This is a genomic window from Falsiroseomonas tokyonensis, assembly GCF_019024325.1.
GTDB classification, from domain to species: domain Bacteria; phylum Pseudomonadota; class Alphaproteobacteria; order Acetobacterales; family Acetobacteraceae; genus Falsiroseomonas; species Falsiroseomonas tokyonensis.
In genome coordinates this window covers 171,740-194,896 of record NZ_JAFNJS010000009.1, presented here as the reverse complement: position 1 = coordinate 194,896, position 23,157 = coordinate 171,740, and the positions used below count along the sequence as shown (strand labels likewise).

The following is a 23,157-nucleotide window of genomic DNA, read 5'->3' as shown; positions in this document are numbered from 1 at the left end:
GGCGGCCGGCATTTCAACCGGTCGCCAGGCTTACGCCCCGCGCGCCCAGGCCAGCAGCACCAGGAAGCCCGCCAGGCCCAGCAGCACATGTGCCGCCAGCCCCAGCCGCGCCCCGGCATGGCCACGGCCGAGCAGCCGCGGCGCGCCCCAGCCGGCGGCCAGCGCCAGGCCCAGCAGCAGCGGCGGCAGGGCATCGGGCGGGCTGGCGCCGCGGGGGGCGGTGACGACCAGCACCAGCACCAGCGCGCTGCCCGCCAGCGCCAGGATCAGATGCGCCCGGGTCAGCCAGGGCCGCCGGATCCTTTGCAGATAAAGCAGGCCGGCCGCGGCCCCCGCCGCCAGGGTCAGCAGCAGCAGCAGGATCGCCGCCGCCCTCATGGCCGGATGCGCCCGACGACGGCCAGCGCCCCGTCCTGCCGCTGCAGCACGATCGCCTCGCCCGAGGCCGGGAAGAGGCCGGTCAGCGCGGTGATGTTCACCTGGTGCGTGGTGGCCAGCAGCGCGCCGGGACCTTCCCACGCCAGCAGGATGCGCCGCGCGGCGGCGGTGTGCTCCGGCTCCGCCGCCCGGTTGCCGAAGAAGGAATCGAAGGCGGGCTCCGGACGCACGGCGCCTGGAAAGGCCAGTTCCGCCGTCTCCTGCGCCCGGCACCAGGCGGAGGTGAGCACGGCGCCCACCGCGATGCCGCGGCGGCGGAACTCGGCGCCGATGCGGCGGGCCTGCGCGCGGCCCGTTTCGTCCAGGTTGCGCTGGGTCTCGCAGGCGCCGAGGCGCATCCCCGGCGGGTCGCCGCCGCCGGGCGCCTGGGCGTGGCGGAACAGCGCGATGCCGCCCTGGCGCAGCGCCGCCCAGGCTGGATCCCCGGCTGGATCCTCGGCCGCCACGGCAGCGCCGCCCGCGCTGGGGGCGGCGAACAGGGCCAGGGCGGCGCGGCGCGTCAGGCGGCGGGCGGGCATCAGGTTTCCTCCCAGTCTGGCGGCATGTCGGCATGCCGGGCTGGATGTAAAGCGCCTTGCGGCGCCGCGGCGCAAAGGTCGCGCTGCTTTACCAATTCTTTGGCCCCCCTGCCGCAGGATGCGCGGATTGGACAAGGGCATGGTTCCGAGCGTGGCAGCATTTCAAGCCCAGGCGGCTTTCGGCGAACCCCGCCAGGCGGCACCTTTCCCGGCTGGATCCCCGGATGCGCCGCCCGCCGATGCGGGGGCCGATCCGAAGCTGGAGCTGCTGCGACGCTGGCTGGAGCTGGGCGAGATCGAGCGCCGCGCCTTCATCGCCATGACCGAGGAGATCACCGCCTCCGCCGGCCTCATCGAGCAGAGCACCATCGACCTCAGCGGCCGTTTCCGGGAGCTGGCCGATGCGGCCGAGACGCAAGGCGGGCTGGTGACGCGCGTCGCCGGCATCGTCGAGACGCTGCAGGTGGCCGGCGAGCAGGTGCCGATGGTCGAGGCGGTGCGCTTCGTCGAGACGGCGCTGGTGCAGGCGATCGAGGCGCTGGGCCAGGTCTCCGACCAGGCGATGCGCATGGTGCAGGCGCTGGCCGAGGTGACGGCGGAGGTGGTGGGCGCCGAGCAATGCGTGGCCCGGATCGATACCATCAACCGCCAGGCCCGCTTCGTCGCGCTGAATGCGGCGATCGAGGCGCAGCGCGCCGAAGGCGCCGGCGGCACCTTCAAGGTGATCGCCATGGAGCTGAAGGAGCTGTCGCAGGAAACCGACACCACCTCCCGCCTCGTGCGTGAACGCATCGCGGCGGTGGCGCGCGGCGTGCGCGGCGCGCATGCGGAGCTGCAGGCGATCGCGGGCCGTGACCGATCGGCCGAGGCAGCGACGCGGGCGCGTCTGGATGCGGTGCTGGAAGGGATGGTGGCGCAGAATCAGGCGCTGGCCGCGGTGCTGGCGGAGGCCATGACCTCCTCCGCCGCCATGGCGGGCACCATCTCCCACCTCATCACCGGCACGCAGTTCCAGGACCGCACGACGCAGCACCTGAACCATGTGAATGATGCGCTGGGCGCGCTGGGCGAGGCGACGGAGGCCATGCTGCGAGACAGCCGCGCGGCGGTGCCGGCGCTGGGCGACGCATTCGTGCCGGATGCGGCGCTGCTGCAGCGCATGCTGGACCGGCAATCGCTGAGCAGCGTGCGGCAGCGCTTCCTGGCCCGGCTGCTGGACGATTCCGGCGCGGCGCCGGAGGCGGACTCCGCCGGCGGCGAGGTGGAATTGTTCTGACCGCGCAGGCCCTGCCGGCCGCTTAACCGGCCGCCAATCTATCCGGCGCAGGATGCACCGGTCCGCTCCCCAACTGGATACGGCGCATGCCACACATGACTGATCCGGACTCGCCGGAAGCTTCCGGCCTGGTGCTGCCAGCCTCGCTGGACCTCACCCAGGCGGAGCCGCTCTGCCAGGCGCTGCGCGAGCGGCTGCAGGACCCGGCGATCTGGCTGGATGGCGGCGCGGTGGAGCGAATCTCCACCCCCTGCCTGCAATTGCTGGCGGCCGCCCATGCCAGCGCCCAGGCGCGCGGCATTCCCTTCCGGCTGCGGGGCGCTTCCGCCGTACTGGCCTCGGCCATCGCCGATCTGGGCCTTTCCACCGCCATCCCCCTCGAGGTCTGACCCATGGCGAAGCGCGTGATGACGGTGGATGACAGCCGCACGATGCGGGAAATGGTGGCCTTCACCCTGCGCAAGGCGGGCTTCGAGGTCAGCGAGGCGGCCGATGGCAAGCTGGCGCTCGCCGCGCTGCAGGCCGCGCCGGTGGATGTGGTGATCACCGACCTCAATATGCCGAATATGGACGGCGTCGCGCTGATCCGCGCGCTGCGTGCCGATCCGCGCATGCGCGCCACGCCGATCCTGATGCTGACGACGGAATCGGAGGCGTCGAAGAAGGCGGAGGGCAAGAGCGCGGGCGCCACCGGCTGGCTGGTGAAGCCCTTCGACCCCGAGAAGCTGATCGACGTCGTGAAACGCGTGGCCGGCTGACCATGAGCTTCGACCACCTTCGCGCCACCTATTTCGAGGAAAGCGCGGAGCTCCTCGAAAGCGCCTATGCGCAGCTCTCCGACCTGGCCGAGGGGCGGGAGGATGGCGAGACGGTGCATGCGCTGTTCCGTGCCATCCATTCCATCAAGGGCGGTGGCGGCGCCTTCGGCTTCGATCGGCTGGTGCGCCTGGCGCATGGCATGGAGACGCTGCTGGACCTGCTGCGGGAGGGCACGCTGCCGTTGGATGCGGCGCAGGTGGCGCTGCTGTTGCGCGGCGCCGATGCGCTGGCGGATCTGCTGGCGGCGGAACGCGGCGGCACGGCGGTGGCGGCGGGTTTCGAGGATGCGCTGATGCAGGCCTTCCGCATCGCGGCCGAAGCCCCGGCCGGCGCGCCGCGCGTCGTGGCGGCGCCGGCAACCGCGGCGCCGGTGGATCTGCCGGAGGGCTGGCGCATCGACTTCCGGCCGCGGCCGGAGCTGTTCCGCAACGCCAATGAGCCGCTGCTACTGGTGCGCCAGCTGCAGCGCCTGGGCCCCGTCACCGTCACCGCCGACCTCACCCGCCTGCCGCCGCTGGAGCGGATGGAGGCGGAGGATGCCTATCTGGACTGGCACTTCGTTCTGCAGGCCGCCGTGCCGCGCGGAAGCGTGGAGGAGGTGTTCGAGTTCGTCGCGGACGACTGCGAACTAACCATCTCGCCCATCGCGGCGGAGGTGGTGGCCGAGGCGGACACGCCGCAGGAGGCCGCGCCGGCCGAGATTGCACCCGTTGCCGCACAAGCTGTCGCCGCCACCACGCCGCAGGCCGCCGCCGCAAGCCAGCCCGCCGCGCAGTCCATGCGCGTGGACGTGCAGAAGATCGACCGGCTGGTGAACCTGGTTGGGGAGATGGTGATCGGCCAGGCCATGCTGGTGCAGCACGCCGGCAGCCTGCCGCCGGATCTCTGCCCCGGTCTAACGGCGGGGCTGGAGACGCTGTCGCAGCACCTGCGGGAATTGCAGGAGGGCGTCATGTCCATCCGCACCCAGCCGGTGAAATCGGTCTTCTCCCGCATGCCGCGGCTGGTGCGCGAATTGTCGGCGCAGCTCGGCAAGGATGTGCGGCTGGTGGTCACCGGTGAATCCACCGAGATCGACAAGACGGTGGTGGAGCAGCTGGCCGATCCGCTGACGCATCTGCTGCGCAATGCGCTGGACCATGGAATCGAGACGCCAGATCAGCGCGAGGCGGCGGGCAAGCCGCGGCAGGGCACGGTGCATCTCAGCGCCGCGCAGCGGAGCGGCCGCATCGTCATCGAATTGTCCGACGACGGCCGCGGCATCGACCGCGCGCGCGTGCTGGCCCGCGCGCGGGAACGCGGCCTGGTGGCGCCGGATGCGGTGTTGAGCGAGTCCGAGATCGACGAGCTGATCTTCCTGCCAAGCTTCTCCACCGCCGCCACCGTCTCCGCCGTCTCCGGCCGCGGTGTCGGCATGGATGTGGTCCGACGCAACATCCAGGCGCTGGGCGGGCGCATCGCGCTGGAATCGCGCTTCGGCTCCGGCTCCCGCTTTCTGCTTTCCCTGCCGCTGACGCTGGCGGTGCTGGATGGGCTCGTCGTCTCCGTGGGGCGGGAGGCCTATATCCTGCCGATCGCCGCCATCGTCGAAAGCCTGCGGCCGCGGCCCGAGGATATCCATGCAGTGGTCGGGCGCGGCGACGTGCTCTCGATCCGCGGCGCCTATATCCCGCTGCTGCCGCTGCATCGCCATTTCGCGGTGCCGGAGGCGGAGGCCGATCCCTCCCGCGGCATCGTCGTGATCGTGGAAACGGACCATGCCGGCCAGCTCGGCCTGCTGGTGGACGACCTGGTCGGGCAGCAGCAGGTGGTGGTGAAGAGCCTGGAGGCGAATTACGGCCGCGTCGAGGGCATCGGCGGCGCCACCATTCTGGGCGATGGCCGTGTCGCGCTGATCCTCGACATTCCGGGCCTCGGCCTCGGCCAGGGCCGCGTGGCGGCCAGCGCGCCGCGTTCGCCCGCCACCCCATCCGCCCTGCAATAGCGCGCAAGGATCATCCATGGACCTGCCCATGAACCCCAACGCCCAGCCCGCCAGCTTCGGCGCGCAGGCCGCCGACGGCGCCGGCGGCACGGCCGGCCAGTTCATCACCTGCACGCTGGATGCGGCGGAATTCGGCATCGACATCATGGCGGTGCGGGAGATCAAGGGCTGGACGGAAACCACGGCGATTCCGCACGCGCCTTCCTGGATCCGCGGCGTGATCAACCTGCGCGGCGTGATCGTGCCGATCCTCGACCTGCGCGCGCGCTTCGGCATGGCGGCCACCTCGGCCACGCCGATGCATGTGGTGGTAATCATCCAGATCGGCGCGCGCCTCGCGGGCCTGCTGGTGGATGCGGTCTCCGACATCATCGACGTCGCACCCGGGGAGGTGCGCCCGGTGCCGGAGATGGGCGCACAGGCGCCGGAATGCCTGCTCTCCGGCCTGGTGCCGCTGGAGCGCGGCATGGTCGCGCTGGTCTCGCTCGATGCCTTGCTCAACTTCGGCGAGGAGGTTCTCGCCATGCCTGCCACGCTGAACGCCTGAAGCCGGAGCGCTTGCCATGTTCATGAGCCGGGTCAAAACGACCGCAACCCCGTTGGGCTTCCTGGATCGCCGCGCCGCGCGTGACCGGCGCGCCTCCGTCCGTGAGATGGAGGCGCGGCTGGAGGCGCTGGAAGCGGCGCAGCCGATGATCGAGCTGGCGGCGGATGGCACGCTGCTGGATGTGAACGCCGCCTTCGCCGCGCTGCTCGGCGCGAAGCCGGAATCGCTGCGCGGCCGGGGCTATGCGACGCTGCTGACGGAGCAGGAGCGGGGCCTCGGCACGCTGCTGGCGCGGATCGCGGTGGGCGAGGCGGTGTCCGCCCTGCTGCACCATGCGGCAGAGGGCGGCGCCACACGGCTGCTGCGGCTGGCGGCGCTGCCGCTGGCGGCGGAGGAGCCGGCGCCGCGCCGCGCGCTGGTGCTGGCGACCGAGGCGGAGGAGGCGCTGCAGGGCCTGCGCGCCCGCCAGGCGGTGGACTGTGCCTCCCTCGCCGTGATGATGGTGGATCGCGACTTCGTCGTGACCCATGTGAACCGCGCGACGCAGGCGCTGCTGGCGCGGCATGCCGAGCAGTTCCGCAAGCTCTGGCCGAGCTTTGACCCTGCGCGCATCGTCGGCATGTGCATCGATACCTTCCATCGCGATCCCGCGCATCAGCGGCGCATGCTGGCCGATCCGTCGAGACTGCCCTTCCGCACCGACATCACCGTGGGCGCGCTGAAATTCGCGCTGAACGTCAATGCCAGCTACGACGCCGCCGGCGTCTATGACGGCAACATCCTGGAATGGATGGATGTGACGGAGCTGCGCACGCAGCAGGGCCAGCTGTCCGCCATCGACAAATCGCAGGCCGTGATCGAGTTCAGCCTGGATGGCCGCGTGCTGCATGCCAATGCCAATTTCCTGAACGCGCTGGGCTATACGCTGGAGGAGGTGCGTGGCCAGCACCACAGCCTTTTCGTCGATCCCGCCCATCGGCAGAGTCCCGAATACCGCATCTTCTGGGAAAAGCTGGGCGCGGGCGAATACGATGCCGGCCAGTACCGGCGCATCGGCAAGGGCGGCCGCGAGGTCTGGATCCAGGCCAGCTACAACCCAATCCTCGACCAGAATGGCCGCGCCTTCAAGGTCGTGAAATACGCCACCGACGTCACCGCCCAGGTGCGCGCCGCGCAGGCGCTGAAGGATGCGGTGGCGGAAACCCAGGGCATCGTGGCGGCGGCGCGGGCAAATGACCTGAGCAAGCGCATCGCGCTTGCCGGCAAGGATGGCGAGATCGGCGAGCTCTGCGCCGGGGTGAATGGCATGCTGGACACCATGTCGAGCGTGGTGGCCACCATCACCGAAAGCTGCGGCACCATCAGCACCGCGGCGCGCGAGATCGCGATGGGCAATACCGACCTGTCGCAGCGGACGGAGGAACAGGCTTCGAGCCTGGAGGAGACCTCGGCCAGCCTCGAGGAGCTGACCGGCACGGTGCGCCAGAACGCCGACAATGCGCAGCAGGCGAACCGGCTGGCGAGCTCGGCCTCCGAGATCGCGGAGCGCGGCGGGCGGGTGGTGACGGAAGTGGTGAAGACCATGGACGGCATCACCCAGTCCAGCCGCAAGATCAGCGACATCATCGGCGTGATCGACGAGATCGCCTTCCAGACGAATATCCTGGCGCTGAACGCGGCGGTGGAGGCGGCACGCGCCGGCGAACAGGGGCGCGGCTTCGCGGTGGTGGCGGCGGAGGTGCGGAACCTGGCGCAACGCAGCGCGAATGCGGCGAAGGAGATCAAGGCGCTGATCTCGGACAGCGTGGGCAAGGTGGACAGTGGCTCGAAGCTGGTGGCCTCCGCCGGGCAGACGATGGAGGAGATCGTCACCTCGGTGAAGCGGGTGACGGACATCATGGCGGAGATCTCGGCGGCCTCGCAGGAGCAGAGCACGGGCATCGAGCAGGTGAACGTGGCGGTCTCGCAGATGGACAAGATCACGCAGCAGAACGCGGCGCTGGTGGAGGAAGCGGCGGCGGCGGCGAAGTCGATGGAGGAGCAGACGGAACAGCTCTCCGCCATGGTGGCGGGCTTCGTGCTGCCGGCCGGCATGGTCACCACCGCACCGCCGCCCGAAGCCAAGCCCAAGGCCAAGCCCGCCACGCCGCGGGCCGCGGCCAGGCCGGCGGAGAATGACGCGAAATGGGAGGCGTTTTGACCGCTGCCTCCGCCCTGGCCGACCCGTCGCTCGGCGAGGTGTCGCTGACGGACCAGGATTTCGGCCGGATCGTCGCGCTGGTCCGGCAGCATTCCGGCATCGCGCTCAGCGACAGCAAGCGCGACCTGGTCTATGGCCGGCTGCGGCGCCGCCTGCGCGCGCTGCGGCTCGGCAGCTTCGCCGCCTATGTGGCGGTGCTGGAGGGGCCGGACGGCGCGGAGGAGCAGGTGCGGATGATCAATGCGATCACCACCAACCTGACCGGCTTCTTCCGCGAACCGCACCACTTCGATCACCTGGCGCAGAGCATCCTGCCGAAGCTGCCGCGTGGCCAGCGGCGGCTGCGCATCTGGTCCGCCGGCTGCTCCTCGGGCGAGGAGCCCTACACCATCGCGATGACGCTGCGCAGCGCCATGCCCGATCTCGATTCCTGGGATGCGCGCATCCTGGCCACCGATATCGACACGGACATGGTGGCGCACGGCGAGGCCGGCCGCTACGCCGCGGACCGCGCTTCCGCCATTCCGCCCCATCTGCGCCGCGCCCATACCCAGGCGGTGGGGTCCCAGGTCGAGATGGGGGCGGAGCTGAAATCCCTGATCAGCTTCCTGCCCTTGAACCTGCTGCAGGCCTGGCCGATGCGCGGGCCCTTCGACGCGATCTTCTGCCGCAATGTCGTGATCTATTTCGACAAGCCGACACAGCGCATCCTGTTCGACCGCTTCGCGGAGATGCTCTGCCCCGGCGGCCATCTCTTCGTCGGCCATTCGGAGACGTTGTACCGTGTGAGCGAGCGCTTCCAGCATCTGGGCCGCACCATCTACCGCAAGCTGCGCTGAAGGGCAGCGGGTGGGCCTGGATCCCTCGGCCGGTCGCCGCATCGTCAGGGTTTCGCCCGGCGAACACTACGTCACGGCCGCGCCGGAGGAAGCGATCGCCACCGTGCTCGGCTCCTGCGTCGCCGCCTGCATCCGCGATCCGGTCGCGGGCATCGGTGGGCTCAATCACTTCATGCTGCCAGAAAGCCGCGAAGGCCATTGGGGTGGCGGCACGGCCAGCCTGCGCTACGGCAATTTCGCCATGGAGCGGCTGATCGACGATATTCTGCGGCGCGGCGGCCAGCGGCCGCGGCTGGAGGTGAAGCTGTTCGGCGGTGCGCAGCTGGCGCAGGACCGTGGCCTGATCGGTGGGCGCAATGTCAGCTTCGTCGACGCCTATCTACGGCGGGCACGCCTCAGCCCTCTGGTGCGGCAGCTGGGCGGGCACCATGCCCGCCGCATCCTCTACATGCCGGTCAGCGGCCAGGCCTTCATGATGCTGCTGCCTGCCGCGACGGCAGCGGCGGCCGGCGATGCGCTGGAGGCAGAGCTTGTCGCGGGTCGCCTACCCGCCGCGGAGATGGTCTGATGCCCGTGAAGGTCCTGGTGATCGATGATTCGGCGCTGATCCGCCAGCTGCTGACCGAACTGCTCTCGCGCGATCCCGGCATCACCGTGGTCGGCACCGCGCCCGACCCGATCATCGCGCGCGAGCGGATCAAGGCGCTGTCGCCGAATGTGCTGACGCTGGATATCGAGATGCCGCGCATGGACGGCCTCAGCTTCCTCGAGCGCCTGATGGCGCTGCGGCCCATGCCGGTGGTGGTGATCTCCACCCTGACGCAGAAGTGCGCGGAGGCGGCGCTGCGAGCGATGGAACTCGGCGCGGTGGATTATGTCGCGAAGCCGCTGATCGATATCCGCAGCGGCATGATCGAACTGGGCGCGGAGCTGGTGGCCAAGGTGAAGGCCGCGGCGGCCGCGCGTCCCCGCGCCCGGGAGGCCCGGCCCGTGGCCAGCGCACCGCTACAGGTGGATCCGCGCCTGTCCACCGCGGGGCGGATCGTCGCCATCGGCGCCTCCACCGGCGGGGTGGAGACGCTGCAGCGCATGATCACGCGCCTGCCCGCCACCGCGCCGGCGCTGCTGGTGACGCAGCACATGCCGGCCGGCTTCACCTCCTCCTTCGCCCGGCGTCTCGATGCGCAATGCGCGATGACGGTGACGGAGGCCGAGGATGGCCGCCGGGTGATGCCCGGGCACGTCTATATCGCGCCCGGCGCGCGCCACCTGGAGCTGGTGCGGGACGGCGCGCATTTCGCCTGCCGGCTGCATGACGGCGCGCCGGTCTCCGGCCACCGGCCATCGGTCGATGTGCTCTTCGCCTCCGTCGCCGCCGTGGCCGGGCGCGCGGCCATGGGCATCATCCTCACCGGCATGGGCCGCGACGGCGCGGCCGGGTTGCTGGAGATGCGCCGCGCCGGCGCCCGCACCCTGGGGCAGAGCGAGGCGAGCTGCGTGATCTACGGCATGCCCAGGGCCGCCATGCAGGCCGGCGCGGTGGAGCTGGAGATGCCGCTGGACCGTCTGACGGAGGAGATTGTGACGCTGCAATAGCGCGCGCCTCGCTTGACGCGCCCGGGCGCCTGCGGTTCCCTTTCGGCCTCATCAGCCTCGGCCGATGCACGAAAAAGGGGAACGCCCATGAACCATGTGAGCAGCAAGTCCGGGCCGCGCTACCGCCATGCGGCCGATGCCGCGGAGCCCTATCGCAGCATCTCGGTGCAGAAGCTGACCCCGATCATCGGGGCGGAAATCGACGGCGTCGACCTCGGCCGTCCAACCGAAGCGCAGATGCAGGAAATCCATCGCGCCCTGGCCGAGAACCTGGTGATCTTCTTCCGCGACCAGAAGATGACGCCGCAGCAGCACCTCGATTTCGGGCGGCAGTTTGGCGAGCTGCATATCCATCCGGCGGCGCCGACGGAGGGCCATCCGGCGCTGATGATCATCAAGGCGGATCGCGACAGCCCGCGCGCCAATGGCGAGTTCTGGCATTCCGACGTCTCCTGCGACGAGGAACCGCCGATGGGCAGCATCCTCTACATCAAGGAACAGCCGGCGGTCGGCGGTGATACGCTGTTCGCCAGCATGTACGCGGCCTATGACGCGCTCTCGGACCGCATGAAGACATATTTGGAAGGCCTGACGGCCGTGCATGACGGGGAGGAGGTCTATCGCGGCACCTATGCGAATCTCGGCGTGCAGGACAAGCCGGTGTATCCGCGCGCGGTGCATCCGGTGATCCGCACGCATCCCGTTACCGGCCGTCGCGCGCTTTTCGTCAACAAGGGTTTCACGCGGCGCATCCTGGATATCCCGCTCGATGAGAGCACGGCGATCCTGGATTACCTCTTCGACCACGCCGCCAATCCGCTGTTCCAGTGCCGCTTCCGCTGGCGGGCGAATTCGGTGGCCTTCTGGGACAACCGCTGCGCGCAGCACCGGGCGATGTGGGACTACTGGCCCGCGACGCGCTACGGCAACCGCGTGACCATCCAGGGCGACCGGCCGGTCTGACCGGCTGGGATGCAAGTGCCATTGACGGCGGGGCCGGCGCGGCTTCAGCTTGGGGCGCCATGCCCGAGGAGCTGACCATGCCGAACCCGACCCTTTCGCGCCGCGCCGCGCTCGCCCTGGGCAGCGGCGGGCTTGTCGCCCTGACGCTGCGGGACGCGGGGGCCCAAGCCGCGCGGGCGATCACCTTCGTCACGCCCTTCTCCTACATCCTGGCCTTCGTCGATGTGCTGAACGCCAAGGGCGGCGGCTATTTCGAACGCGAGGGGCTGGACGTCACCATCGAGCAGGGCCGCGGCTCCGCCATGGCGGTGCAGCAGATCGTGGGCGGCGGCGGGCTGCTGTCCCGCACCGGCGTGGGCGACCATATCCGCGCCTCCTCCCGCCCAGGCGGCGACGACCTGATCGCGGTGGGCACCATCAGCCAGGGCTCGCCCTTCTACGTCATCAGCAGCCCGGCCAAGCCGGTGCGGACGCCGGCGGATATGGTGGGCAAGACCATCGGCGTGCTCTCGGTCGGCGGGGCGACGGAGATCGTGCTGGATGTGATGCTGCAGGATCGCGGGCTGGACCGGGCGCGGGTGGCGCGGCAGGTGGCACCGAATTCGCCGGCCGGGCTGCAGCTGATCGCGCAGGGGCGGCTCGATGCCTATATCGTCTCGGCAGGCGTGCCGGTGGCGCTGCAGGCGGCGAATACGCCGCATATCTCCTGGAACACGGACGACGTCGCGCCGATTCCGGGCCAGTGTTACATCGCGCGCCGTTCGACGCTGGCGCAGAATGGCGACCTGGTGGTGCGCTTCCTGCGCGCGGTGAAGCGCTCGCTGGACGATATGCTGGCCGACACCGATCTGTCGAAGACGCTGGCCAATCTGCGCGGCTTCGAGATTGCGGAGATGCGCAACGCCGCGACCGCGCCGCTGATCCTGCGCAACGAGATGCAGTTCTGGCTGACCGCGGGGCGCGAGAACATGCTGCGCAACGTGCCGGAGCGCTGGCAGCGCGGCTACGACCTGATGGCGGCGGCGGGCTTCGCGCCGGCGGGCGTCAAGGCCGAGACGCTCTATACCAACGAGTTCGTCGAGCGCGCGCTCGCCTGATGCGTTTTCGGCGCGCGGAGGCCGCGCTGCTGCTGGTGGACTACCAGCGCGGCTTCCTGGATCCGGAGGGTTTTGTGGCCGCGCAGGGGCGGGATGTCTCGGCCTGCGCCGAAGCCGCGCGGCAGGGTTCTGCCCTGGCGCGGGCGGCGCGTGCCGTGGGCATGCCGGTGATCTGGACGCGCCACGTTCTGCGCGCGGATCATGCCGATGGCGGGCTACTGACGACGGAGCTGCGGCCGCGGCTGGGCGAGTTGCGCGCGCTGGCGGCCGGCAGCGCGGATGTGGCGCTACCGGAGGAGGCGGGGGTGCAGCCCGGCGACGTGGTACTCGACAAGCCGCGCTACTCCGCCTTCTTCGGCACGGCGCTGGATGTCGTGCTGGCCACGCGCGGCATCCGCGCGCTGATGGTCGGTGGTGTCACCACCTCCATGTGCGTAGAGAGCAGCGTGCGGGATGCCGCGCAGCGGGATCTGCGCTGCTTCGTGGTACGCGATGCGGTGGCGGATTTCGACGAAGCGCGCCACGCCGCCTCGCTCTCCGCCATGCAGTTCGGTTTTGCGCGGATCATCGGCGCGAACCAGGCGGCGGATGCCATCGCGGCGGGCGAGGCGGAGTTTCCGCTGGACTGATCGGGGTGGACAGCGCCGGGAAGGCGCGCGATCCTCGCGGGATGCAGGCTGCACACACAGAGACGCAACCGGCGATCGCCTTCCAGGCGGTCGAGAAGTGGTACGGCACGCGGGACGAGCCGGTGCATGCGCTGGCCGCCACCGATCTGGCCGTGGCGGATGGCGAATTCCTCGTGCTGCTCGGCCCCTCCGGCTGCGGCAAGACCACGCTGCTGCGCATGATCGGCGGGCTGATCGCGCCGACCTCCGGCGAGATCGCCATCGAGGGCCACAGCCTGTGGCGCAATGGCCAGCGCCAGGCGGAGGCGCTGTCCGACCTCGGCATGGTCTTCCAGGAAGCCAATCTGTTCCCCTGGCTCAGCATCGAGCAGAACATCGCCCTGCCGCTGGAGCTGAAGGGCGCGCCGAAGGCGGACCGCGCCGCGCGCGCCCAGGCGCTGGCGAAGCTGGTCGGCATCCAGGGATTCGAGAAACGCTGGCCGCGCGAATTGTCGGGGGGCATGCGCCAGCGCGCCGCCATCGCGCGCGCTTTGTCCTACGATCCGCGCATCCTGCTGATGGACGAGCCCTTCGGCGCGCTGGACGCCATGACGCGGGAGGCGATGAATATCGAGCTGCAGCGCATCTGGATGGAGACACGCAAGACGATCGTGCTGGTCACGCATTCCATCGCGGAGGCGGTGTTCCTGGCCGACCGCATCCTGCTGCTTTCGCCGCGTCCCGGCCGCGTGGACATGGAGGTCCAGGTGCCTTTCGCGCGGCCGCGCGGGCCGGACCTGCAATCGACGCCCGAATTCCAGGCCATCGTCCGCCAGCTGCGGCACCGCCTCAACGAGATCAGCTGAGGGCGCCGCGATGACCGCAAAACCCGCCCCCGCGCAATTTGCCAAGCGCTTCGTCACCATGGATGGCGCGCTGCCCTGGATCACCACGCCCGTCCTGCTGGCCGTGCTGATCCTGATCTGGGATTCCTATGTGCGCTACGCCGGCGTTTCGCCGCTGATCCTGCCGCGCCCCGGCGCTGTCTGGACCGCCTGGCTGGAGATGCTGCGCGATCCGCGCGCCTGGCACCACACCTGGATGACGGTCTATGCGACGCTGTCCGGCTTCGCCTATGCCAGCGTCATCGGCGTGGTGCTCGGCGTGCTGATCGCGCGGCTGCGCTGGCTGGAACTCACGCTGAACCCCTTCATCGTGGCGACGCAGGTGATCCCGAAGGTCGCGCTGGTGCCGCTCTTCGTGCTGTGGTTCGGCTTCGGCGTGACCTCGAAGGTCATCGTCGCCGCGGTGCTCGCCTTCTTCCCGATCCTGACCAATACGGCGATGGGCGTGAAATCCATCGACGAGGGGCATCGGGATGTCATGGTCTCGCTGAACGCCACGCGGTGGCAGGTCTTTCGCCGATTGGAATTCCCCTCCGCGCTGCCCTTCATCATCACGGGGCTGGAGATCGGCATCGTGCTCGCCATCATCGGCGCTGTGGTCGGCGAATATCTCGGTGGCAATGCGGGGCTCGGCCATCTGCTGATCGCGCGGCTGAACGCCTTCGAGACGGATCAGATGTTCGCGGTGCTGATCCACATGTCGCTGCTCGGCTTCATTTTCTACTTCGCGATCGGCGCGCTGCGCAAAATGCTGGTGCCCTGGCACGCCTCGGCCGGGCCGCGGGTGTGATGCTGCCCGCCGAACAGGCGCAGATCCTCGGCTCGGTCGAGGCCTTCCTGGCGAAGCGCCTGCCGCCGGCGGAGATCCGGCGGCGCGATGCGGGCCATGTGCCGCCCTACGACCTGCTTCCGGAGATGGGCGAGCTCGGCCTGTTTGCGCTGGCGGTGCCGGTGGCGGAAGGCGGGCTTGGCGCGGATTGGGCGACGGTGGCGCTGGTGCAGGAGGCGCTGGGCCAGCACGCCTATATGGCGGCTTCAATCTTCAACCGCGTGGTGGGCTTCGGTCTGGCCTCAATCCGCGCCCATGGCACCGCGGCGCAGCGCGCCGAAATGCTGCCGCTGCTTATGGCGGGCCGCGCCTTCTGCGCGCTGGCGTTGACGGAGCCACAGGCGGGCAGCGATGCCGCGGCCATCCGCACCCGCGCCACACGCCAGGCCGGCGGCTGGCGCATCAATGGCCGCAAGACCTGGATCAGCGATGCCGAGGGCGCGCGCTGGCTCATCCTGCCGGCGCGGACGGGGCCGGAGAAGGAAGGCGCGCGCGGCATCTCGCTGTTCCTGGTGCCGACGGATGCGCCCGGCATTGCCATGACGCCGCTGCCCAAGGTCGGCAACAACTGCATGCCCAGCTTCGACATCGGGCTGCAGGATGTCGCTCTGCCGGAGGAGGCGCTGCTCGGTCAGGAGGGCCAAGGCTTTGGGCATCTCATGTCGACTTTGCACTACTCCCGCGCTTCCATGGCCGCGACGGTGACCGGCGCCGCGGAAGCCGCGCTGCGCATTGCGTTGGATCATGCGCGAACACGAGAACAATTCGGCCAGCCGATCGGCCGCTTCCAAGCCGTGGCGCATCGCCTGGTGGATATGCGTCTGCGCGTGGACCAGTCCCGGCTGATGGTGCGCCACCTGGCGCAGCTGATCGATGCCGGCGCGCCCTGCCGGCGGGAGGCGGCGCAGGCCAAGATCATCGCGACCGAGACGCTGCGCGACGTGGCGGATGCCGGCATGCAGATCATGGCCAGCGCCGGCTACTCTGCCGAGAGCGACATGCAGCGGCTGTGGCGGGATTCGCGCCTCTACACTTTCGGCGAAGGCGCGAACGAGGTGCTGCGCGATACCATCGCGCGGGAGATGGGTCTGACGGCAAGGGGAAGAGCGTGACGGGCATCCGGGCGATCGACGCGGTGGTGAATATCTGGACGCCGGAGGCCCTTGCCGGCCGGCCGGACCGCACTGGCTTCTACACCAGCAAGATGCGCGTCAAGCGCGAGATTTTTGAGGGCATGAGCCTGAAGGACATGATCGCCCGCATGGACGCCGCGGGCATCGAGAAAGCCTTCCTGATTGCGGCCAAGGTCGGCCGCCTCGGCCATCCCGCCTGCTATCATGTGGACTACAGGCTGGTGGCGGATGCGGTGCAGGCGCATCCGGATCGCTTCTATGGTCTCGCGGGCCTCGACCCCACCGAAGGCATGCGCGGCGTGCGAGAGCTGTCCCGCGCCGTGACGGAGTACGGCTTCATCGGCGCGCATTTCTACCCGCACTGGTTCGAGCTCGCCCCAGACCATGCCAAGTGGTACCCCTTCTACGCGAAATGCGCCGAGCTCGACGTGCCGGTGCAGCTGCAGGTCGGCCAGTCCATGGTCTACGACCCACGCTATCCGCTGCGCTCCGTCGGCCGCCCGATCGCGCTCGACGCCGTGGCCTGCGACTTCCCGGAGCTGAAGATCATCGGCATCCATGTCGGCATCCCCTGGACCGAGGAGATGATCGCCATGGCCTGGAAGCACAGCAACGTCTTCATCGGATCGGACGCGCACAGCCCGCGCTACTGGCCGGACAGCTTCAAGCACTACATTCGCAGCTACGGCCAGGACAAGGTTATCTTCGGCACGGATTTCCCGGTGCTCGACTTCGGCCGCACCATGTCCGAAATCGCCGAGCTGAACCTGCCTGAGGCGGTGCTGCAGAAATTCCTGCGCACCAATGTGGAGCGCATCTACAAGCTGGACGGCGCGGACGCATGAACCTCGCCGATGCGCTGGACATCCACGCCAAGGCGCGGCCCGGCCATGTCGCGCTGATCGATGGCGCGCTGGTTCTGACCCATGCGGAATTCGCCGCACGGGTGCGGCGCATGGCGGCCTGGGTCCAAGGCCTTGGCCTGCCGGGCGACCAGCCTATCGGCATCTGCCTGCGCGACACGGCGCAGCATGTGGTGGCGCTCTACGCCGTGGCGCGCGCCGGCCTGCCGATCCTGCCGATGGATGTGCGCTGGACGGCGGAGGAGCAGCGCAACGTCGCCGACCACTTTGGCGCCGCGCTCGTGTTGCAGGAGCCGGACGCGCCGCCGCTGCCCGGCCTGCGCTGCGACATGCCGCAGGAAGTTGATGCAACCGGCGCACACTTCGCCAGTGATGCGGAAGCACCCTTCGTGCTGTCGCTCTCCTCCGGCACCACCGGCCGGCCGAAGGGGCCGCTGATCGCGCATCACCATTTCCTCGCGCGCTTCCGCACGCATTGGATCAATCTCGGCCTGAACGGCCGCGACCGCTTCGTCTGCGCCACGCCGCTGTATTTCGGTGGCGGCCGCACCTTCGCCATGTCGGTGCTCTTCTCCGGCGGCGCGCTGATCCTGAAGCCGCCGCCCTGCACGCCGGAGGAGCTGGTGGCCTGCGTCGCGCAGCACGAGGCCACCAGCCTCTTCCTGGTGCCGACCCAGTTCCGCCGCCTGCTGGCGCTGACCGATGACCTCGTGGCGCCGCTCCGAAACCTGAACCTGCTCTTCTCCTCCGGCGCGCCGCTGTCGCCCGAGGAACGCCTGGCGATCCGCGACCGGCTCTGCCCGCGCTTCTTCGAATACTACGCCAGCACCGAGGGCGGCGGTGTCTCCCTGCTGACGCCGGAGGACCTGGCAACGCATGGCGAGACCGTGGGCCGCCCCGTCTTCGCCGTGGAGGTGGAGGTGGTGGACGACGCCGACCGCCCGCTGCCGCCCGGCGAGATCGGCCTGCTGCGCTACCGCGGCCCCGCCTGCGCCACCGGCTACCACCGCGACCCTGAAGCCTCCGCCGAAGCTTTCCGGGATGGCTGGTTCTATCCAGGCGATCTCGCCTCGCTTGATGAGCAGGGCTTCGTCACGCTGCGCGGTCGGCAGAAGGACATGATCATCCGCGCCGGCATCAACATCCACCCCGCGGATATCGAAGCCGCGCTGACCGCCCATCCGGCGGTGGCGGAAGCTGCGGTGCTCGCTTGGCCCTCGCCCGAATTCGGCGAGGAGATCGCAGCCTTCCTGCGTCTCTCCGCGCCGGCGGAGCCGGAGGCGCTGCTCGCCTTCGCGCGCGGGGCACTGCCCCGCCCGAAATGGCCGCGCCAGGTCTTCGTGGTGGCGGACCTGCCGCGCAACAGCGCCGGCAAGGTGCTGAAGCGGGAACTCGCGCTCCGCCTGCCGAAGCTGGACCGCTGAGAGCCGCGCCCGGCGGCGGATACCGGCGGTTACAACCCGCTGCTTGACTTCCGATGGAAACCGGCGCGTATCGCAACCCGAAAACGCACCAGTTTCCATAGAGGTCCCATGTCCCCACAGCATGGCGCGCGTCTGGCCCTTCGCCTGCCGGCCCTGGCGCTGCTTGCCCTTCTGGCGGCCTGCGAAGAGCAGCCGGTGCGCCCGGCCGCCGCCCAGGCCGCCGCGCCGCCGCCCACCCCGGTCACCGTGGTCACCCTGCAGCGCCAGGAACTGCCGGTGACAACGCTGCTGCCCGGCCGCACCACCGCCTTCCAGGTGGCGGAAATCCGCCCCCAGGTCGGCGGCGTGGTGCGGGAACGTCTGTTCACCGAGGGCCAGGTGGTCACCGCCGGCCAGCCACTGTTCCAGATCGACCCCGCCAGCTACGAGGCCGCGGTGACCCGCGCCGAGGCCGCGCTGGCCCGGGCCGAGGCCACGGTGCGCGGCGCGCTTGCCACCGCGGGCCGCTACCGCGCCCTCGTCCGCTCCCAGGCGGTCAGCCAGCAGAGCCTGGACACGGCGGAGCAAACGCTGCGGGAAGCGCAGGCGGATGTGCTGTCCTATCGGGCCGCGCTGGACAGCGCGCGCATCGACCTCAGCTATACCCGCGTCACCTCGCCCATCGCCGGGCGCAGCGGCCGCTCCAGCGTCACCCCCGGCGCGCTGGTCACCGCCAACCAGACCACGGCGCTGGTCACCGTGACGCAGCTCGATCCGATCTATGTCGACGTGACGCAGCCCAGCGCGCTGCTGCTGCAACAGCGCCGGGACATCGCCAGCGGCGCGTTGCGCCGTCCCTCCGCGGATCGCGCCGTGGCGCGGTTGATCCTGGAGGATGGCACGGAATATCCGCATGCCGGCGAAATCCGCGTTGCCGAGGTGATCGTCGACCAGGGCACCGGCTCCGTCACGCTGCGCGCCGTCTTCCCCAATCCGGACCAGCTGCTGCTGCCCGGCATGTTCGTGCGCGCTCGGGTCGAGGAAGGCGTCACGGACCGCGCGCTGCTGGTGCCGCAGCAGGGCGTCTCCCGCACCCCGCGGGGCGAGCCGATGGCCCTGGTGGTGAATGCCGAGGGCGTGGTGGAGCAGCGCCTGCTGCAGACCAACCGCGCCATCGGCACTGATTGGCTGGTGACCGATGGCCTGGCGCCCGGCGATCGCGTGGTGGTGGAGGGGGTGCAGCGCATCCGCGCCGGCGCACGCGTGAACGCCACCGAACGCGCCGCCGCACCCGCCCCCGCCGCGCGGCCGGCCAGCTAAGGTCCCGCCCATGGCACGCTTCTTCATCGACCGCCCGGTCTTCGCCTGGGTCATCGCCATCGGCATCATGCTGGCGGGGCTGCTCGCGCTGCGCAGCCTGCCCGTCGCGCAATATCCGGCCATCGCCCCGCCCGCCATCTCCATCACCGTCAGCTATCCCGGCGCCTCGGCCGAGACGGTGCAGAACACGGTGGTACAGATCATCGAGCAGCAGCTGAGCGGCATCGACGGGCTGATCTACTTCTCCTCCCAGACCACCAAGGACGGCTCCGCCACCATCCAACTGACCTTCGCCCAGGGCACCAATCCGGACACGGCCCAGGTGCAGGTGCAGAACAAGGTCCAGCTTGCCACGCCGCGCCTGCCGCAGACCGTGCAGCAGCAGGGCATCCGCGTCGCCAAGTCCACCAGCAACTTCCTGATGGTGGTGGGCTTCGTCTCCCGCGACGGGCGGCTGGCCAGCCCCGATATCTCGGACTTCCTGGTCAGCACCATCCAGGACCCGCTGAGCCGCACGCCGGGCGTCGGCGACTACCAGGTCTTCGGCTCGCAATTCGCCATGCGCATCTGGCTGGATCCGGCGAAGCTGCTGAACTACGGGCTGACGCCGGGCGATGTGCGCACCGCCATCCAGGCGCAAAACGTGCAGGTTTCCGCCGGCGAGATCGGCGCGCTGCCGGCGGTGCCGGGCCAGCAGCTGAATGCCACCATCATAGGCCCCTCCTATCTGCAGCGGCCGGAGGATTTCGGCGCCATCCTGCTGCGCGTGCAGACCGATGGATCGCAGGTGCGGCTGCGCGACGTGGCGCGCATCGAGATCGGCGCGGAAAGCTACAGCAATTCCGCGCGCTTCAACGGCAGCCCCGCCGCCGGCATCGGCGTGCGGCTGGCCAGCGGCGCCAATGCGCTGGAGACCGCGGCCGCCGTGCGCGCCACCATCGACGGGCTGCGCGGCACCTTCCCGGCCGGGCTCGAAGTGGTCTACCCCTACGACACCACCCCCTTCGTGCGCCTGTCCATCACCAGCGTGGCGCATACGCTGGTCGAGGCGGTGGTGCTCGTCTTCCTCGTCATGTTCGTCTTCCTGCAGAACTGGCGCGCGACGCTGATCCCGACGCTGGCCATTCCCGTCGTGCTGCTCGGCACTTTCGGCGTGCTGGCGGCGGCGGGCTATTCCATCAATACGCTGACCATGTTCGGCCTGGTGCTGGCCATCGGCCTGCTGGTCGACGACGCCATCGTGGTGGTCGAGAATGTCGAGCGCGTGATGGCGGAGGAGCACCTTTCCCCGCTGGAAGCCACGCGCAAGTCGATGGACCAGATCACCGGCGCGCTGATCGGCATCGCGCTGGTGCTTTCGGCGGTCTTCCTGCCGATGGCCTTCTTCGGCGGGTCCACCGGCGTGATCTACCGGCAGTTCTCCATCACCATCGCCACCGCCATGGCGCTGTCGGTGATGGTGGCGATCTTCTTCACCCCCGTGCTCTGCGCCACGCTGCTGAAGCCGCACAAGCCCGGCCAGGGCCAGCGGGGCGTCTTCGGCCTGTTCAACCGCGCGGTGGACCGTACCACGGCGGGCTATGAACGCGGCGTGCGCGGCAGCCTGCGCCGGCCCTGGCGGATGATGGCGATCTATGCCGCGCTGCTCGCCGGCCTCGGCTTCGCCTTCCTGCGCCTGCCCGGCGGCTTCCTGCCGGATGAGGACCAGGGCACCGCCTTCGTGCAGATCATCGCCCCCCCCGGCGCCACCAGCGAACGCACCCAGCGCGCGCTGGACGCGCTGAACCGCTACCTGATGGAGGAGGAGAAGGATGTCGTCGCCTCCAACTTCGGCATCAACGGCTTCAGCTTCAGCGGGCGTGGCCAGAATACCGGCCTCGGCTTCATCAGCCTGCGGCCCTGGGATGAGCGGACGGGCCCGAATGGCAGCGCCCGGGCGCTGACCGGGCGCATCATGCGCCACTTCGCGACCTACCAGGATGCGATCGTCATCGCCTTCGCGCCGCCCGCCATCACGGAACTCGGCAATGCCACCGGCTTCACCTTCCAGCTGCAGGATCGCGGCGGCGCCGGCCATGCGGCGCTGATGCAGGCGCGCAACCAGCTGCTGGGCCTGACCGCGCAAAGCCCGGTGCTGACGGCCGTGCGGCCCAATGGCCAGGACGATGAGGCGCAGTTCCGCCTGCTGGTGGATTGGGAAAGGGCCAGCGCGCTGGGCCTGTCCGTCTCCGACATCAACACCACGCTCTCCACCGCCTGGGGCGCCACCTATGTGAACGACTTCCTCGACCGGGGTCGCATCAAGCGCGTCTACATGCAGGGCGAGGCGGCCTCGCGCATGCTGCCTGGCGACCTGGACCGCTGGTTCGTGCGCAATGCCAGTGGCCAGATGGTGCCGTTCTCCGCCTTCGGCCGCACCGAATGGGGCTATGGCTCGCCGCGGCTGGAACGCTTCAACGGCATCGCCTCGCGCGAGATCCAGGGCACGCCCGCGCCCGGGCGCACGAGCGGCGAGGCGATGGCGGAGATGGAGCGGCTGGCGGCGCAGCTGCCGCCCGGCTTCGGCTATTCCTGGAGCGGCGTGTCCTTTGAGGAACGCAATGCCTCCGGCCAGGCGCCGGCGCTCTATGCCATCTCGCTGATCGTCGTCTTCCTGTGCCTGGCGGCGCTGTATGAAAGCTGGTCGATCCCCACGGCAGTGATGCTGGTGGTGCCGCTCGGCGTGCTCGGCGCGGTGGTGGCCACGCTGCTGCGCGGCATGTCGAACGACGTCTATTTCCAGGTCGGCCTGCTGACCACCATCGGCCTGTCGGCCAAGAACGCCATCCTGATCGTCGAATTCGCGCGGGAAGGCTTCAACCGAGGGCTGTCGCTGGTGGAGGCGACGGCGGAGGCGGCGCGCCAGCGCCTGCGGCCCATCATCATGACCTCGCTCGCCTTCACCCTCGGCGTCGTGCCGCTGGCGATCGCGAGCGGCGCGGGGTCCGGCGCGCAGAATGCGATCGGCACCGGGGTGATCGGCGGCGTCATCGCCGGCACGCTGCTGGCGCTGGCCTTCGTGCCGATCTTTTTCCTGCTGATCCTGCGGCTGTTCCGCACCCGCCCGGTGCCGCCGCCAGGCCAGGCTGACGCCGCTGCGGGGGCACAGCCGCAGGCGGCCGCGCCATGATCGAGGTGGACGCGCCGGCGCGGCGCAAGCCGGGCCGCGCGCCGATGCCGGAAACGGCGCGGCGCCACCTGCTGACGGAGGCGGCGGCGGAGGTCTTCATGCGGGATGGCTATGCCGCCGCCAGCATGGATGATGTGGCGCGCGCCGCCGGCATGTCGAAGCGCACGCTCTACCAGTACTTCCCCTCCAAGGCGGCGCTGTTCGAGGCGACGGTCGCCGCGGCCCTCGCGCCGCTGCATGTGGCGTCCGAGCTGGAGGCGGATCCGGACCTCGGGCGCGCGCTGCGCGGCATGCTGCAGGCGGCGGCCGCGCATCTCTTCGCGCTGCGGCAGACCGGCATCTTCCGCCTGGTCATCTCCGAGGTGAATCGCTCGCCGGAACTGGCGGAGGCGACGCATCGCGTGCTGTTCAACAAGGGCGCCGGATCGCTGCAGCGGCGCATCGCGGCGGAAGTGGCGCGCGGCAACATCCGCCTGCAGGATGAGGAGGCCGCCGCGCGCATGCTCTTCGGCATGGCGCTGGGCGCCACGCACTTCAAGCTGCTGCTCGGCGTGCGGGGTGAGCCGGATGCGGCGGAGGTGGCGACGCTGGCGCGCGCGGCGGTGGATGTCTTTCTCCATGGCGCGCTTCGACGCGAGGCGGTCTGAGGC

General features: G+C 70.0%; 22 protein-coding genes. 20 read left to right on the top strand and 2 right to left on the bottom strand.

Annotated elements, in window-relative coordinates; genetic code table 11:
* Positions 1-30 precede the first annotated feature (30 nt).
* Both J3S20_RS24850 and J3S20_RS24845 read right to left on the bottom strand, forming a co-directional pair.
* Positions 31-378, bottom strand: a complete 348-nt coding sequence (locus J3S20_RS24850) for a hypothetical protein (protein WP_216839602.1) — start codon at positions 376-378, stop codon at positions 31-33.
* Complete coding sequence (locus J3S20_RS24845) at positions 375-956, bottom strand: histidine phosphatase family protein (RefSeq protein WP_216839601.1); 582 nt, start codon at positions 954-956, stop codon at positions 375-377. Before J3S20_RS24845 ends, J3S20_RS24850 begins: the two co-directional genes overlap by 4 nt.
* Positions 957-1,107: 151 nt before the next feature.
* Here J3S20_RS24845 and J3S20_RS31190 point away from each other — a divergent pair, with 151 nt between their 5' ends.
* The 20 genes from J3S20_RS31190 (at position 1,108) to J3S20_RS24745 (ending at position 23,154) form a co-directional block, all read left to right on the top strand.
* Positions 1,108-2,232, top strand: a complete 1,125-nt coding sequence (locus J3S20_RS31190; RefSeq protein WP_216839600.1) for a methyl-accepting chemotaxis protein — start codon at positions 1,108-1,110, stop codon at positions 2,230-2,232.
* Between the two features lie 95 nt (positions 2,233-2,327).
* On the top strand, positions 2,328-2,621 hold the full coding sequence (locus J3S20_RS24835; RefSeq protein ID WP_216839599.1) for an STAS domain-containing protein: 294 nt from the start codon (positions 2,328-2,330) through the stop codon (positions 2,619-2,621).
* A 3-nt stretch (positions 2,622-2,624) separates the two neighbouring features.
* Entirely contained in the window at positions 2,625-2,990 is a 366-nt protein-coding gene (locus J3S20_RS24830; RefSeq protein ID WP_216839598.1) for a response regulator, read from the top strand.
* A gap of 2 nt (positions 2,991-2,992) precedes the next feature.
* Positions 2,993-5,035: a chemotaxis protein CheA gene (locus tag J3S20_RS24825; RefSeq protein WP_216839597.1), complete on the top strand. Its 2,043-nt coding sequence runs from the start codon at positions 2,993-2,995 to the stop codon at positions 5,033-5,035.
* Positions 5,036-5,051: 16 nt separating this feature from the next.
* Complete coding sequence (locus J3S20_RS24820) at positions 5,052-5,582, top strand: chemotaxis protein CheW (protein ID WP_246603232.1); 531 nt, start codon at positions 5,052-5,054, stop codon at positions 5,580-5,582.
* Positions 5,583-5,604: 22 nt separating this feature from the next.
* Positions 5,605-7,782, top strand: coding sequence for a methyl-accepting chemotaxis protein (locus tag J3S20_RS30980; protein ID WP_216839596.1), 2,178 nt, complete (start codon positions 5,605-5,607; stop codon positions 7,780-7,782).
* A complete protein-coding gene (locus tag J3S20_RS24810) occupies positions 7,767-8,621 on the top strand; it encodes a CheR family methyltransferase (RefSeq protein ID WP_216839595.1) in 855 nt (284 codons plus the stop codon). Before J3S20_RS30980 ends, J3S20_RS24810 begins: the two co-directional genes overlap by 16 nt.
* A 10-nt stretch (positions 8,622-8,631) precedes the next feature.
* On the top strand, positions 8,632-9,189 hold the full coding sequence (locus tag J3S20_RS24805; RefSeq protein WP_216839594.1) for a chemotaxis protein CheD: 558 nt from the start codon (positions 8,632-8,634) through the stop codon (positions 9,187-9,189).
* Entirely contained in the window at positions 9,189-10,217 is a 1,029-nt protein-coding gene (locus J3S20_RS24800) for a protein-glutamate methylesterase/protein-glutamine glutaminase (protein WP_216839593.1), read from the top strand. Before J3S20_RS24805 ends, J3S20_RS24800 begins: the two co-directional genes overlap by 1 nt.
* Before the next feature lie 87 nt (positions 10,218-10,304).
* Positions 10,305-11,180: a TauD/TfdA dioxygenase family protein gene (locus J3S20_RS24795; RefSeq protein ID WP_216839592.1), complete on the top strand. Its 876-nt coding sequence runs from the start codon at positions 10,305-10,307 to the stop codon at positions 11,178-11,180.
* A 59-nt stretch (positions 11,181-11,239) separates the two neighbouring features.
* On the top strand, positions 11,240-12,277 hold the full coding sequence (locus J3S20_RS24790; RefSeq protein ID WP_216839591.1) for an ABC transporter substrate-binding protein: 1,038 nt from the start codon (positions 11,240-11,242) through the stop codon (positions 12,275-12,277).
* Positions 12,277-12,906, top strand: coding sequence for a cysteine hydrolase family protein (locus J3S20_RS24785; RefSeq protein WP_216839590.1), 630 nt, complete (start codon positions 12,277-12,279; stop codon positions 12,904-12,906). Before J3S20_RS24790 ends, J3S20_RS24785 begins: the two co-directional genes overlap by 1 nt.
* A gap of 41 nt (positions 12,907-12,947) precedes the next feature.
* Positions 12,948-13,751: an ABC transporter ATP-binding protein gene (locus J3S20_RS24780; RefSeq protein WP_216839589.1), complete on the top strand. Its 804-nt coding sequence runs from the start codon at positions 12,948-12,950 to the stop codon at positions 13,749-13,751.
* A 10-nt stretch (positions 13,752-13,761) separates the two neighbouring features.
* Positions 13,762-14,580: an ABC transporter permease gene (locus J3S20_RS24775; RefSeq protein WP_216839588.1), complete on the top strand. Its 819-nt coding sequence runs from the start codon at positions 13,762-13,764 to the stop codon at positions 14,578-14,580.
* Positions 14,580-15,731 (top strand): acyl-CoA dehydrogenase family protein, encoded by a 1,152-nt coding sequence (locus tag J3S20_RS24770; protein WP_216839587.1) that lies wholly within the window; start codon positions 14,580-14,582, stop codon positions 15,729-15,731. Before J3S20_RS24775 ends, J3S20_RS24770 begins: the two co-directional genes overlap by 1 nt.
* On the top strand, positions 15,728-16,597 hold the full coding sequence (locus tag J3S20_RS24765) for an amidohydrolase family protein (RefSeq protein ID WP_216839586.1): 870 nt from the start codon (positions 15,728-15,730) through the stop codon (positions 16,595-16,597). The genes J3S20_RS24770 and J3S20_RS24765 overlap by 4 nt, the downstream gene beginning before the upstream one ends.
* A complete protein-coding gene (locus J3S20_RS24760) occupies positions 16,594-18,039 on the top strand; it encodes a class I adenylate-forming enzyme family protein (protein ID WP_216839585.1) in 1,446 nt (481 codons plus the stop codon). Before J3S20_RS24765 ends, J3S20_RS24760 begins: the two co-directional genes overlap by 4 nt.
* 108 nt (positions 18,040-18,147) lie before the next feature.
* The gene (locus J3S20_RS24755; RefSeq protein ID WP_216839584.1) at positions 18,148-19,338 is read left to right on the top strand and encodes an efflux RND transporter periplasmic adaptor subunit; all 1,191 of its coding nucleotides are present in this window, start codon (positions 18,148-18,150) and stop codon (positions 19,336-19,338) included.
* A gap of 10 nt (positions 19,339-19,348) precedes the next feature.
* Positions 19,349-22,507, top strand: a complete 3,159-nt coding sequence (locus J3S20_RS24750; protein WP_216839583.1) for an efflux RND transporter permease subunit — start codon at positions 19,349-19,351, stop codon at positions 22,505-22,507.
* Complete coding sequence (locus J3S20_RS24745) at positions 22,504-23,154, top strand: TetR/AcrR family transcriptional regulator (protein ID WP_216839582.1); 651 nt, start codon at positions 22,504-22,506, stop codon at positions 23,152-23,154. The genes J3S20_RS24750 and J3S20_RS24745 overlap by 4 nt, the downstream gene beginning before the upstream one ends.
* Positions 23,155-23,157 lie beyond the last annotated feature (3 nt).

Excerpts from the sequence above, each read along its gene's own strand:
- J3S20_RS24850 (WP_216839602.1), bottom strand. The coding sequence starts at position 378 with ATGAGGGCGGCGGCGATCCTGCTGCTGCTGCTGACCCTGGCGGCGGGG.
- J3S20_RS24845 (WP_216839601.1), bottom strand. The coding sequence starts at position 956 with ATGCCCGCCCGCCGCCTGACGCGCCGCGCCGCCCTGGCCCTGTTCGCC.
- J3S20_RS24835 (WP_216839599.1), top strand. The coding sequence starts at position 2,328 with ATGACTGATCCGGACTCGCCGGAAGCTTCCGGCCTGGTGCTGCCAGCC.
- J3S20_RS24830 (WP_216839598.1), top strand. The coding sequence starts at position 2,625 with ATGGCGAAGCGCGTGATGACGGTGGATGACAGCCGCACGATGCGGGAA.
- J3S20_RS24825 (WP_216839597.1), top strand. The coding sequence starts at position 2,993 with ATGAGCTTCGACCACCTTCGCGCCACCTATTTCGAGGAAAGCGCGGAG.
- J3S20_RS24820 (WP_246603232.1), top strand. The coding sequence starts at position 5,052 with ATGGACCTGCCCATGAACCCCAACGCCCAGCCCGCCAGCTTCGGCGCG.
- J3S20_RS30980 (WP_216839596.1), top strand. The coding sequence starts at position 5,605 with ATGAGCCGGGTCAAAACGACCGCAACCCCGTTGGGCTTCCTGGATCGC.
- J3S20_RS24810 (WP_216839595.1), top strand. The coding sequence starts at position 7,767 with ATGGGAGGCGTTTTGACCGCTGCCTCCGCCCTGGCCGACCCGTCGCTC.
- J3S20_RS24800 (WP_216839593.1), top strand. The coding sequence starts at position 9,189 with ATGCCCGTGAAGGTCCTGGTGATCGATGATTCGGCGCTGATCCGCCAG.
- J3S20_RS24795 (WP_216839592.1), top strand. The coding sequence starts at position 10,305 with ATGAACCATGTGAGCAGCAAGTCCGGGCCGCGCTACCGCCATGCGGCC.
- J3S20_RS24790 (WP_216839591.1), top strand. The coding sequence starts at position 11,240 with ATGCCCGAGGAGCTGACCATGCCGAACCCGACCCTTTCGCGCCGCGCC.
- J3S20_RS24785 (WP_216839590.1), top strand. The coding sequence starts at position 12,277 with ATGCGTTTTCGGCGCGCGGAGGCCGCGCTGCTGCTGGTGGACTACCAG.
- J3S20_RS24780 (WP_216839589.1), top strand. The coding sequence starts at position 12,948 with ATGCAGGCTGCACACACAGAGACGCAACCGGCGATCGCCTTCCAGGCG.
- J3S20_RS24775 (WP_216839588.1), top strand. The coding sequence starts at position 13,762 with ATGACCGCAAAACCCGCCCCCGCGCAATTTGCCAAGCGCTTCGTCACC.
- J3S20_RS24770 (WP_216839587.1), top strand. The coding sequence starts at position 14,580 with ATGCTGCCCGCCGAACAGGCGCAGATCCTCGGCTCGGTCGAGGCCTTC.
- J3S20_RS24760 (WP_216839585.1), top strand. The coding sequence starts at position 16,594 with ATGAACCTCGCCGATGCGCTGGACATCCACGCCAAGGCGCGGCCCGGC.
- J3S20_RS24755 (WP_216839584.1), top strand. The coding sequence starts at position 18,148 with ATGTCCCCACAGCATGGCGCGCGTCTGGCCCTTCGCCTGCCGGCCCTG.
- J3S20_RS24750 (WP_216839583.1), top strand. The coding sequence starts at position 19,349 with ATGGCACGCTTCTTCATCGACCGCCCGGTCTTCGCCTGGGTCATCGCC.
- J3S20_RS24745 (WP_216839582.1), top strand. The coding sequence starts at position 22,504 with ATGATCGAGGTGGACGCGCCGGCGCGGCGCAAGCCGGGCCGCGCGCCG.